The 10,429-nt window shown below is 72.2% G+C and carries 8 protein-coding genes and 1 pseudogene; 5 read left to right on the top strand and 4 right to left on the bottom strand.

The window, feature by feature from the left end; genetic code table 11:
- Window positions 1–244: 244 nt before the first annotated feature.
- Window positions 245–2,230: an amino acid transporter gene (locus OG618_RS35875; RefSeq protein ID WP_329491811.1), complete on the bottom strand. Its 1,986-nt coding sequence runs from the start codon at window positions 2,228–2,230 to the stop codon at window positions 245–247.
- A 451-nt stretch (window positions 2,231–2,681) separates the two neighbouring features.
- Here OG618_RS35875 and OG618_RS35880 point away from each other — a divergent pair, with 451 nt between their 5' ends.
- Window positions 2,682–2,942: a GlsB/YeaQ/YmgE family stress response membrane protein gene (locus tag OG618_RS35880; protein WP_329491812.1), complete on the top strand. Its 261-nt coding sequence runs from the start codon at window positions 2,682–2,684 to the stop codon at window positions 2,940–2,942.
- A 326-nt stretch (window positions 2,943–3,268) separates the two neighbouring features.
- On the opposite strand, the gene OG618_RS35885 is transcribed toward OG618_RS35880, so the two are convergent.
- A complete protein-coding gene (locus OG618_RS35885) occupies window positions 3,269–3,817 on the bottom strand; it encodes an NIPSNAP family protein (RefSeq protein ID WP_329491813.1) in 549 nt (182 codons plus the stop codon).
- Window positions 3,814–4,290 (bottom strand): hypothetical protein, encoded by a 477-nt coding sequence (locus tag OG618_RS35890; protein ID WP_329491814.1) that lies wholly within the window; start codon window positions 4,288–4,290, stop codon window positions 3,814–3,816. Before OG618_RS35890 ends, OG618_RS35885 begins: the two co-directional genes overlap by 4 nt.
- Window positions 4,291–4,346: 56 nt before the next feature.
- On the opposite strand from OG618_RS35890, the gene OG618_RS35895 reads away from it, so the two are divergent.
- Window positions 4,347–5,276 (top strand): helix-turn-helix transcriptional regulator, encoded by a 930-nt coding sequence (locus tag OG618_RS35895; RefSeq protein ID WP_329491815.1) that lies wholly within the window; start codon window positions 4,347–4,349, stop codon window positions 5,274–5,276.
- A gap of 21 nt (window positions 5,277–5,297) precedes the next feature.
- Window positions 5,298–5,506 (top strand): annotated as a pseudogene (locus tag OG618_RS38110) (ZIP family zinc transporter); the annotation flags it as partial.
- A 43-nt stretch (window positions 5,507–5,549) separates the two neighbouring features.
- Here OG618_RS38110 and OG618_RS35900 read toward each other — a convergent pair.
- On the bottom strand, window positions 5,550–6,245 hold the full coding sequence (locus OG618_RS35900) for a hypothetical protein (protein ID WP_329491816.1): 696 nt from the start codon (window positions 6,243–6,245) through the stop codon (window positions 5,550–5,552).
- Between the two features lie 1,506 nt (window positions 6,246–7,751).
- Here OG618_RS35900 and OG618_RS35905 point away from each other — a divergent pair.
- Both OG618_RS35905 and OG618_RS35910 read left to right on the top strand, forming a co-directional pair.
- Window positions 7,752–8,960, top strand: coding sequence for a cytochrome P450 (locus tag OG618_RS35905; RefSeq protein WP_329491817.1), 1,209 nt, complete (start codon window positions 7,752–7,754; stop codon window positions 8,958–8,960).
- Window positions 8,961–9,064: 104 nt separating this feature from the next.
- Window positions 9,065–10,411, top strand: a complete 1,347-nt coding sequence (locus OG618_RS35910; RefSeq protein ID WP_329491818.1) for a serine hydrolase domain-containing protein — start codon at window positions 9,065–9,067, stop codon at window positions 10,409–10,411.
- Window positions 10,412–10,429 lie beyond the last annotated feature (18 nt).

The raw sequence follows: 10,429 nt of genomic DNA on the forward strand, positions 1-10,429 counted from the left end.
TCCACCCGCGCTTGCGCGGAATACGACACGTCGGGAACACCCCTCTCCGTCGGTAGAGCGGACAGCGAAGGGCCGCCACCGATTCGGTGGCGGCCCTTCGCCGGTGTGACGGTGAGGGCTTGTTCGGGCGAATGGAGAACCCGTGCGGACTCGGCACTCCGGCTGGGCCGGTGGCCGCCGCCGCCGGAGCAGCCGGGGAACGCCTGGGAGGTGTCGGCTCGGGGCGGGTGACCGGGCTTCGGGGTCAGCCGCCGACGTGGATGCCGGGTCGCCGGGCGGGGTCGGGTTCGTGCTTGCGGATGATCTCCCGGGTGACGGGGGCCGTGTCGCCGCGGCCGAGGAGGAAGTAGCGGAACATGTGCTTGAGGGGGCTGCCTTCGGCCCAGGCGAAGTAACAGTGCGGTTGGACGCCGGTGGAATCGCGCAGAGCGAGCAGGATCGCGGCGATGGCGTTGGGCGCGGCGGGGGCTTCGGTGCGCAGGACGCGGTAACCGTCGACCTCCACGCCGTGGACGGTGAGGGTTTCGCTGAAGTCGGAGGGGTCGACGACCTCGATCTCCAGGAACAGCACGTCGGCGGGGCCGGGCACCGGGTTGATGCCGCGCTGCTCGCGTTCCTTGTCCTCGTACTCCGCGCGGTCGCCGGCCTGGCGGCGGTTGGCGATGATGTTGATGGCCTGGTCGTGGGCGAGGGTGTCGGTGACGAACCGGCGGGCCGCCGGGTCGAGGACGATGCGGTCCGCGCGCAGCTCGGTGGTGCGCGAGACGCGCGAGATCAGCGACACGGTGATGATGCCGAGGATGAACAGGCCGGAGATGGCGATGCCGTCGGGCTTGTCGACGATGTTGGACGCCAGGGCGTAGAACAGCACCGCGGTGAGGAGGGCGAAGCCCGCGGTGGCGGCACGGCGGCGCCGGCGCAGGGCGGAGACGGTGACGGCGAACGCGCCGGAGACCATCATGGCGAGGATGCCGGTGGCGTAGGCGCCGGCCTGCGCGTTGACGTCCGCGTCGAAGGCGATCGTGATGAGGATGCACAGCGCCGTGTAGACGAGGACGACCGGGCGTACCGCGCGTCCCCACTCGGGAGCCATCCCGTAGTCGGGCAGGTAACGGGGGACGATGTTGACCAGGCCCGCCATGGCGGAGGCACCGGCGAACCACAGGATCAGGATGGTGCTGACGTCGTAGACGGTGCCGAACGCCTCGCCGACCTTCTCGTGGGCCAGCCATGCCAGCGCGCGTCCGCCGGCCGCGCCGCCGGCCTCGAACTCCTTGTGGGGGATGAGGACCGTGGTGACGAAACTCGCGGCCAGCAGGTAGACGCTCATGACGACCGCGGCGGTGGTCAGCAACTTGCGGGCGTTGTGGATGCGCGCTTCAAGCCGCTCGGCCGCGTTCGCGCCCTCGGCGGCCACCAGGGGCATCATGCTCACGCCCGTCTCGAAACCGGACAGGCCCAGCACCAGCAGCGGGAACGCCAGCAGCGCCGGTTCGGCCAGGCCGCTGAAACCGCCGCCGCCTTCGGCCAGCGCGTCCGTCCACGCCGACCAGGCCCCCGGCGTGGTGAACACGTCCACCAGGCCGACGGTGACGGTCACCGCGTTGAGGACGAGGAAGACCGCGACGAGGGGGATGGCGACGGTGACCGCCTCACTGAACCCGAGCAGGAAGACCCCGCCCAGCAGGAGCAGCAACCCGATGGTGAGGGCGACCTCGTGGCCGTGCAGGGCACCGGACAGGTAGGGGTTCTCCACCAGGTGCACGGAGGCATCCGCCGACGACAGCGTGATGGTGATGATCCACGACGTGGCGACGAAACCGAGCAGCACCAGAACGAACAGTTTGCCCCGCCAGAACGGCAGCAGGTCCTCCAGCATCGCCACCGACCCCGCTCCGTTGGGGCTCTCCCGCGCGACCCGCCGGTACATCGGTAGCATCCCCACCAGCGTCAGCAGCACGATCAGCAACGTCGCCAGCGGCGAGACCGCTCCAGCGGCCAGCGCGGCGATGGCCGGCACGTAGGCGAGGCTGGAGAAGTAGTCCACCCCGGTCAGGCACATCACCTTCCACCACGCCTGCGGCTCGGCGTGCTCCTCGGCGGCCGCCGGACCCACCGGCTGCACCCGGTGGCGCAGCAGCCACCGCCCGACGCCTCCGGTCGGCTGCGCCCGCGGAGCAGCGCTCTCCACCACTTCCGGAACGGCCAGATCGGCCGGACCCTCCTTCATTCCCCCATCACCCTTCGATGCTCAGCACACCGCGGCAGTCGCCGTGGCCAGGTGAGTATGCGCTACCCGGCAACCGTCCCGAACGGGGGGCAGGCCGGGACGCGCCGCACCGGGAGCCTCCTTCCCCGCCGCTGCCGGCGCATCCCCGCGAGAAACGAGCCTCCTGCCCGGTCCACACCCGCGAGAAACGAGCCTCCTGCCGACCCGCACCGCCTGGACGGGGCCCCGCGTCGGTCACGGACCGGGCAGAGAGGGCCGCGATGGAGGAAGGGAAGGCCGGTGCCGACCGCCGGCGGGTCGGCCGGCGACCCCGCGCGGCGGGACACCTCGGCCGCCCAGGCCGGGTGGACGGGGGTGGGAGACCCGTCAGGAACGGGTGTGCGGCGGCCCTGACGGGGAAGGCGGGGCGCATCACCGGACGGTCATGCCGTACGCGCACAAGGAGAAGATCATGTCGTTCATCTGGGCCGTTGTCGCGGGTCTCATCATCGGCGTCCTGGCCAAGCTGGTCATCCCCGGCCGCCAGCCGATTCCCCTGTGGCTCACCGTCATCCTGGGTGTGGTGGGCGGTCTCATCGGCAACGCGCTCGCCGGCGCCTTCGGTGTCGCGGACACCGGCGGCATCGACTGGATCCGTCACATCTTCCAGATCGCGGCCGCCGCCGTCCTCATCATGGTCGTCACACCCCTGTGGGGCCGCCGACACGCCTGACCGGCGCCCGCCGCTCACGGTGCCCCGTCGCCCTGTTGGTCGGCGGGGCACTCGCATGCGCTGGAGTCGGGTGATCGGTCGGGCAGGCCCCTCCCGGGCCGGTCCACCCGACAGGCCGCCCGGCGCGGCGACCGAAGTGACCGAGCGGCACTGCACGACGGGGCGGCCGCTGCCTGACGGTGGTGCCGGCACCCGACGCCGGTTGGCCGGTGCGGGCGGCTGCCGCTCCGGGACAGCCGATGGGCGTGACCCGGACCCTGCGGCCGGTGCTCAGGTCACCGCGGTAGTCCTGGCCGGGCGGCTCCCCGCCTCGTGGCAGCACGAGGTCAACTCGTCACGGGCTCCAGCCGCAGCCGCCGGATCGGCCAAGGTGGTGGCTCGGCCGGGCCGAACCAGACCCGCACGTCCACCCCGGTGCGGACAGGCAGGAGGGGGAAGTCGTTCTCGGCGTGCTCGGTGCGGTGCAGCGCATGGCGCGGGTCCAGGTGCCGGGCGGCGTACGCGTCGAAGGCCGCCGCGTCCGACGGCCGGCAGAGCGTCGCGACCACCTCGCGGGTGGACGGCTCAGGTGCGAACCCCGGACCGCGCAGCAGCAGGACGTCGTCGCTGTCGACCATGGTGGCGTTGGCCGCGTCGCGGTGCTCGCGCCAGATCGTGCCGGTGTAGAACGCCTCCAGCGCGTGCCGGCGGCGCGTCATGTCGGGGAACGCGCGCAACCAGACGAAGCGGTCCGGGTCGTCAAGGTCGCGGAACCGGCCCCCCATCGTGATGCCGGCCGCCTGCTGGCCGGTCACGAACTCGCGCTCGAACAGTTCGATCAGCGTCTCCCGGGTGCCGGGACGCAGGGTGTACTGCCGGAGTTCGACGATGCTCATACGCCGGCCGGTCCGGTGCGGGCGAAATCCATGATCCAGTTGAGCTCCCAGGTGAGGCCGCCGTCGCCGGAGAACTCCTGCTCCCAGCGGGCGGCGTCCGGGCCGAGGCGGTACCAGGTGAAGTGCACCCGGATCGGGCGGCCGTCGTAGGTGTCCTCGCCGTGGAAGTCTCCGCGGTCGCCCGTGAACGCGCCGACCACCGGGGGATCCAACCGGCCCGTCCGGCTGTCGGACCAGTGGATCGACCACAGTTTCGTCCCGTGGTCGAACAGCCGCAGGGTCACGCCTTGGCGGCCGAGGGTGGGGAAGGTGATCTCGTCGATGTTCCCGGCGCCCCCGAACAACGGCTGGATCACCGAGTGGCCCGGGAACTCCTCCCAGGTGCCGGCGCCCGTGCCCGCGCCGCCGAGCGGGGTGGTGAGGCGCCGGTTGGCCACGTGCCAGGAGCCGTGCAAGAAGTCGAAGTCGTTCATGCGCCGCAGGTTAGGGGCACTCCACTGACATCCGCTGTCAGTGGATAATGGGGAGCATGCGTGCGAGCCGGCTGGTCACCCTTCTCCTGCTGCTCCAGAACCGGGGCCGGATGACGGCCCAGCAGCTGGCCGCGGAACTGGAGGTCTCCGTCCGTACGGTCTACCGCGACGTCGAGGCACTCGGGGCCGCCGGTATACCCCTGTACGGCGACGCCGGGCACGCGGGCGGCTACCGGCTGGTCGAGGGCTACCGGACCCGCCTCACCGGGCTGACCGCGGACGAGGCGCAGGCCGCCTTCCTCGCCGCACTCCCCGGCACCGCCGCCGAGCTCGGCCTCGGCGAGGCGCTCACCAGCGCCCAGCTCAAGCTGCGGGCCGCCCTTCCCGCCGAGCTGCGCGAGCACGCCGGGCGGATCCAGGAACGCTTCCTGCTCGACGCCCCGGGCTGGTACGGCGACGCCGACCGCACCCCTCACCTGGCCGCGATCGCCGCCGCGGTGTGGGCCCGGCGGGCGGTAGTCCTGCGGTACCGGCGCTGGCGGGCACCGCAGGAGATCGAGCGGCGAGTCCAGCCGTACGGACTCGTACTCAAGGCCGGCCGCTGGTACCTGGTCGCAAGCGGGCCGGCCGGAATCCGCACCTACCGGGTCGACCAGATCGTTCGACTCCGCCCCCTGGAGGAGGAGTTCGTCGTCCCGGACGGGTTCGACCTGGCCGTGCACTGGAACACCTACCTCGCCGACTTCCGAGCCCGGCTGCACACCGGGGAGGCTCTGGTACGGCTCACCCCGGCGGGAGCCCGCCGGCTCGGCGTGACACCAGCAGGTGACGGATGGACGGAAGCCCGGCTGCCCATCGAGTCCATCGACCACGCCCACGGAGAGTTCCTCCGGCTGGGCACCGACATCGAGGTCATGGCACCGGCCGAACTCCGCGACCGCATCGCCGAGACGGTACGGACCCTGGCCACCCGCTACGGGGGATGACTCCGGGCAGAGGGATCCCCGGGGGTACTGCTGTCGGCGGTGTCGTGCGAGCTGCTGGGTGAGGCGTACGAGGAGGGCGGACCGGGCCCGGCCGCCGTGGGGGCGCTGGGGGAGCGGCGGCGTACACGGTGGGCGACGTGGTGCCGGCGCGGCGGGGAGCCCGGCATCGCGAGCGCTCCGGGCACGGCCCGTCGCAGCCCTCGGAGAGCGAGCGGCAGGGTGGGCGGGGGAGGGGCCCGGCCGAAGTGATCGGCCGGGCCCCTCCCCCGCGCGTCAGGCCTTTCTGCGCGCCGTCTTGTAGAGCTCGGCGGTCAAGGCGGCCACCTCCTCCTGCGAGACGCCCTTGCCACCATTCATCGCCTGCGCCAACTCGACGACGTTGGCGCCTCCCAGCGTGGAGTAATCGGACCAGGCGCAGACCGGGAACTGGAACTCCGCAGGACCGCCCTTCGGGGTGTCGGCGTTCTTGTCAGAGGTGACTTTCACGTCCTGGCACTTCATGAGCGCGCCCTCGAAACCGTCGGGCTTCACGGCCCTGGGTTCTCCGAGGCGCTCCAGCTTGAGACCACGCGCTTTGCCGTCACCCTTCAAGCCTTTCTTGGTGATGTTGGCGAAATAGTTGTCCAGCGCCGTGGCGGGGTCGGGGATGTCGCCGTAGAGGCCATCGAAGATCAGGCGCTTGCCTCCCACCTTCGCCGGATCGCCGGGGTCAGTGCTTGCCGCGTTGTAGATCCCCGACACCGCCTGCGCGTTGTTCACACCGACGCCCGCCGCCTCATTCTTCTGCTCGGCGTTCAACTCTCCGGGCGCACTGGCCGGGCCCGATTTCTTATAGGCGTCGACCGACTCCGGAGCCACGAGCGTGTAGCCCTTGCTGTCCGCGGTGACGTCACCGTGGCCCGCGCCCCCGCCGTCGTCGCCGACCACGACGTACGCGCCTCCCGCGATCACCGCGAGCGCGACGACCACTCCGGCGATGATCAGGCCCGTCCTCTTCCCCGCGGCCGGCTTCGGGGGCGGGTAGCCACCCGGTGCGCCGCCGTACGGGAACTGCTGTACGACGGGGTGCGGTTGCTGGGGCGGGCCCCAGCCCTGCTGGCCGAGCGGCGGCGGCCCGGAGGCCGCCGCCGGTCCGAACCCTCCGGGCGGGTGGTGTGGCTGGGGGCCGAACCCTCCGGGCGGGTGGTGTGGCTGGGGGCCGTACGGGCCGGGTTGGCCGGGTGGCTGGGGGCCGTACGGGCCGGGCTGGTCGTCACTCATGTGCACCGTCCCCGGTGGGTAGGGGTCCACGGCCGCCGAGCAACCTGCCGAGCGGCGGTGTTCGACCCGGAGGCGGCGCAGAAGCTGTTCCAGGCGCGTGGGGCGTGGGCCGTGCCGGCCGGCTTGTCCTTGCCGGACGCCAGTCCCCGGACCTTGGACCAGGGGAGTTCTTGATGGCTCCCCTTCACCTTCTGTGCGGATCCGTCGATGGCGAGGCGGAGACCGATATCGGACGTCACGCTGAACTCACCCTCCTTCTTCGATATGTCCACCATGTAGTGCAACTGCGTTTGCGCGATTGCTCACTGGGCCTGCTGCAGAGATCCTGATGTCCGGATGCCCTCCGCCGAGCCGGGACGGAGAGGTGAACGCTGCCGCGAGCCGGACGCCCTGATGGTGGTGGGCCGAACCGCCCGGGCAACAGGCCAAGCCACCGGCCATTGGTGACCGGCGGTCGAACGGCCCCCTGACCGTGCCGTTCCGACGGCCGCCGGCTCCCATCCGGCGGGGCACCCCTCAGCGAGGCTCCGTTCTCCCGCTCGTGCGGCCGGGTGCTACGCCGGGGGACCCCGGCGCCGGTCCGGCGGACGCGGATGGGGGTGTGCTTGTGGAGGCGGGGGCCGAGGGCGCGAGTCCGATCGACGACTACCCGCACCGCCGGTCGAGCCGTCCGCGCGGGAGGCAGAGCCGAAGACGGTGCAGACCTGGTTGAGGGCGCGCTGACGGGGCAGACGGGGGTGACGAACGGCGGATCGGTGTCCTGCCCGAGACGCACCTGAGAATTCCTTCCGGTTCGACCTCGGGGGGTTGCCATGGTGTGACTCACCGTGAAGACTATGGCGGGTTCGCCGTGGGGGGCCGATCGGCTCGGGGCGTGCTGGTGCTGTGCAGCCGTTGCACAGAGGAGAAGGGTGAGGGGAATGCGATGTCAGGCTGGTTCGCCGTGCGGGTCGGGGCGCGCGATGACAGCCGACCGCTGAGGCGCGCCGGGCTGCGACGGGCGTCTCGGTCGCCCCGCTTCGCCCGGAGGCCGGGACCCCGGTAGGGGGTCAGCCAGATCCCGCCGTCCGGGCCGTTCCCAGCGGCGTGCCCGGGGAGAGCTGTGCCCCGCCGGGCGCCGCGGTGCGGCCCGATGGCGCATGTCCGCTGGGCCCGACCCGGCGTATCCCGTTCCAGACCCTGTGATGCTCGCGAGTCCCGACCCAAGGAGAACTGGTGACCGCTCGTCAGTTAGGCAGCCCGGAATTACTGTTGGAGGAGATATCCAACCGCTGGTCGGACGATCGCGAGGCCGGAGTGGTTCGGTACGAGGAGAGTCAGGGCCTGTGGCAGGTCCTGGACTACGCGACGGTGGCCGCGGTGCTCGCCGATCCGCTGACCTACTCCTCGGATCTCTCCTCCCTCGCCCCCACTCAGGAGGACTTCGAGGTCTTCCGGCAGGGCAACTTCGTCGGCATGGACCCGCCGCACCACCGAAGACTGCGCGCGCTGGTGAGCCAGGCGTTCACCCCGCGGGTCGTCCAGGGGCTGGCGCCGCGGATCGAGGCGCTGTGCGCGCGACTGCTGGACGCCGTCGCGGACCAGGACCGGTTCGACCTGGTCGACGCGTTGGCGTATCCGCTGCCCATCATCGTCATCGCGGAACTGCTCGGTGTGCCGGCCGACGAGCACCGGCTCTTCCAGGACTGGGCGAGCGTCCTGTTCAGCGGAGACCAGCTCGGCGAAGCACCCGACATGGCGGACCTGTCACGGGCGTTGGAGGCCATCGCCCCCACCGTCCGTGAGATGAACGGGTACATGCTGGAGCACATCCGTGCCCGCCGTGCGCGCCCGGGGGACGACCTCACCAGCAGGCTGATCGCCGCCGAGGTGGACGGCGTCCGCCTGGAGGACCAGCAGATGGTCGGGTTCGTCGCCCTGCTGCTGGTCGCCGGGCATGTCACCACGACCGCGCTGCTGGGCAACGCCGTGCTGACCTTCGACCGGCACCCCGGCACGGACGCCGCGCTGCGCGCCGACCCCGGACTGCTCCCGTCGGCCATCGAGGAAGTGCTGCGCTGGCTGCCCCCGTTCGCCGAGTTGGGTCGCCGCGTGGCCCGGCCCGTGGTGCTCGGCGGTCACGAACTTCCGGCCGGGTCCATGCTGATCGCCCATCTGGGTGCCGCCAACCGCGACCCGGCCCGCTTCCACGCCCCCGACGTCTTCGATGTGACCCGCCACCCCAATCCTCACCTGACCTTCGGCCACGGCATCCACTTCTGTTTCGGTGCGCCGCTGGCCCGGTTGGAGGCGGTGATCGCTCTGCGCCTGCTGCAGGAACGATTCCGCTCCGTGGCGGTCCCCTCCTACGAGGACATCGTGTACCAGAACCCGGCCGTGATCCTCGGCGTGCGGCACCTGCCCGTCGAGGTCGTCAGGCCGTAGGCCGGACCCGCCCGCACCCTCGCCCGTACCCCGGTCGGCCCGCGCTCACCCGCGGCCGACTGTTCGGACCTGCACATGAGAGCCATCAACGGGAGTCCCTTCTCATGGTGTACAACACTGCCCCGACCCGCAGACGCGCGCCGTTCCCGGAGCGACGGGAGCTGCAGCACCGACTCGACACCCTCGCCCGCCTGCACCGGGTGCCCGGTGCCCAACTGGTGCTGGACAACGGCTCGGAGGTCGTCTCCGTGCACACCGGTACGGCCGACGCCGGCACCGGCGCCCCCTTCGCCGAGGACACCGCCGTCCCGCTGGGGTCTCTCACCAAGCCCTACACGGCCGCGCTCGTGCTGCTCCTCGCCGAGGACGGCGACCTCGACCCGGACGACCCGGTCGCCGAGTACCTCCCCGAACTCCGCGAGCTGCCGCAAGTGACGGTCCGTCACCTGCTCAGCCACACCGGCGGTCTGCCCACCGGTCCCGACTCCGACGCGGCGGCGCGGACCACCGCGGCGCACTACCTGTCGTCGGTGTGCACCGCCCAGGGCGCGCTGTTCGCGCCCGGGACCGACTTCTCCTACTCCAACGCCGGGTACGTCGCCGCCGGGCGGCTGGTGGAGACGGTGACCGGCATGCCGTGGAACGAGGCGATGGACGCCCTGCTCCTCGAACCCCTGGGCACCGTGCCCGCGTTCCTGGGTCCGTCCGCCCCCGCCCGCCCCGTCGCGGCCGGTCACGCCCTCAACACCGCGACGGGCCAGGTCCGCCCCGTCCGGCAGAACCTGGCTCCGCTGGAGGCGCCGGCCGGCGCCCTGCTGGCGAGCGCCGAAGACCTCGCCGCGCTCGGCGGCGCCCTGGTCGGCCGGACCGCGGCGCTGCCGCCGGTGGTCGCCAAGGAGTTGCGCCACGCGGAACTCGCCGCCGACCCGGGGGCGCTCGCCGACGGCTGGGGGCTGGGACTGGCCCTGTTCCGGCAGGGCGAGAAGCTGTGGTGCGGCCACGACGGCAACGCCCAGGGCACCTCGTGCCACCTGCGGGTCGAACCGGACACCGGCACGGTGGTCGCCTTCACGGGCAACGCCGGTGCGGCGACGGCGCTCTGGCGGGACCTCGCCGAGGACCTGGAGCGAATCGCGGGCGTGCGGGTGCCCACCGTGGTCGAGCCCGTCGCAGCGGGCGAGCCGGTGGCGCTGCCCGAGTGCGCGGGCGCCTACGCCAACGGCGGCACCCGGTACCGCGTCGCGCCGGGGCCCGGTGGCTCGCCGGTGCTGTCGGTGGACGGCGACGTGCCGATACCGCTGCGTTGCCACCCCGACCTGTCGTTCGACCTGGTCGACCCGGGGTCCGGCCGTCGGGAGGCCGGGGGGCGGTTCCACCGCGACCCGTGCACCGGTGCGATCGACCGCGTGCAGATAGCGGGGCGCACCGCGCGTCGCACCGGCCACGCCTGAGCCCGCAGCTCCTCAGCT

The organism is Kitasatospora sp. NBC_01246, assembly GCF_036226505.1.
Taxonomy (GTDB): Bacteria; Actinomycetota; Actinomycetes; order Streptomycetales; family Streptomycetaceae; genus Kitasatospora.

Coding starts and splice junctions, on each gene's coding strand:
- OG618_RS35910 (WP_329491818.1), top strand. CDS start 9,065: ATGGTGTACAACACTGCCCCGACCCGCAGACGCGCGCCGTTCCCGGAG.
- OG618_RS35885 (WP_329491813.1), bottom strand. CDS start 3,817: ATGAGCATCGTCGAACTCCGGCAGTACACCCTGCGTCCCGGCACCCGG.
- OG618_RS35880 (WP_329491812.1), top strand. CDS start 2,682: ATGTCGTTCATCTGGGCCGTTGTCGCGGGTCTCATCATCGGCGTCCTG.
- OG618_RS35890 (WP_329491814.1), bottom strand. CDS start 4,290: ATGAACGACTTCGACTTCTTGCACGGCTCCTGGCACGTGGCCAACCGG.
- OG618_RS35895 (WP_329491815.1), top strand. CDS start 4,347: ATGCGTGCGAGCCGGCTGGTCACCCTTCTCCTGCTGCTCCAGAACCGG.
- OG618_RS35875 (WP_329491811.1), bottom strand. CDS start 2,230: ATGAAGGAGGGTCCGGCCGATCTGGCCGTTCCGGAAGTGGTGGAGAGC.